Genomic DNA, 820 nt, shown 5'->3' with positions numbered 1-820 from the left:
TAGATATTGGGAACGATAACTCCTCGCAACACGCCGGAACCACGCAGTGGTGCACTCAGGCCACCCTCGGGGGTGGAGCGTGCGGCTGGGCTTGTGGTAGGCGGAAAGGCGGGCGTCTCCAAGAGGCGCCGCCACACCCCGCGGGAAGCGGACCTGTAGAGCCTTCAGCGCTTCCGAGGACCAGCGAAAAGAGGGCGCCTGCGGCCTTGCGGACCATCCGGCTTCGGCTCAGGAGGTCCAGGACCAAGCTCTTGGGGGAAAGAGGAGCCGGGCGCGCACCGGCTCCAGGCCGGAAGAGAAGCTGGTCGTGGAGGAGGATGACCAGGAGCGGTCCTCAAGCTCCCCAAGGCGGCCTACCGTTATCCCGTGGTGCGGCGGGGCGACAGGCTGGAAGCCTTCGTGGTCAAGGTGGGAAAGCGGGTCTACAGCCTGGGCGTCCTCCTCAAGAACCGGCATGGGCCCTTGGGGAAGGACGGAAGTGAAGGCGGCGGTAAGCGGCCCCGGGTCGCCTGGGTTTCTTGCCGGATAACCGGCAGGAACCCCTTCCTTTTGAAGGGAGGGCCGCAGTCCTTGGGGAAGGGGTAGGTGCCCGAAAGGCTTCTCCGCCCTTTCTAGTACCGATGAATTTCCAAGAAACTGCAGGGCGGGGCAGTGGGGTCTCTTTTTCGCGAAATGTAGCTTTCGCGAAGATAGGGCCCCCAAAGGGGGTTCTTGTCCCTCCGGGCGGCGAGGCAGGCGTTTTGGCCGTAGCGCACAAGCTACTGCGCGAACGATGGGGCGGCTTAGGGAGTACTATGCGACCCAGCCGCACCAAGGGGTT

General features: G+C 64.4%; 1 protein-coding gene. It reads left to right on the top strand.

The features are described 5' to 3' along the window. Window positions 1-369 precede the first annotated feature (369 nt). Window positions 370-585, top strand: a complete 216-nt coding sequence (locus TNMX_RS02895; protein WP_253269363.1) for a hypothetical protein — start codon at window positions 370-372, stop codon at window positions 583-585. The last annotated feature ends 235 nt before the right edge of the window (window positions 586-820 follow it).

Origin of the sequence: Thermus sp. NMX2.A1, assembly GCF_000511705.1 — a bacterium.
GTDB lineage: Bacteria > Deinococcota > Deinococci > Deinococcales > Thermaceae > Thermus > Thermus scotoductus.
Note: the sequence above shows the minus strand (reverse complement) of the source record. Positions and strands in the feature narration are given on the sequence as shown.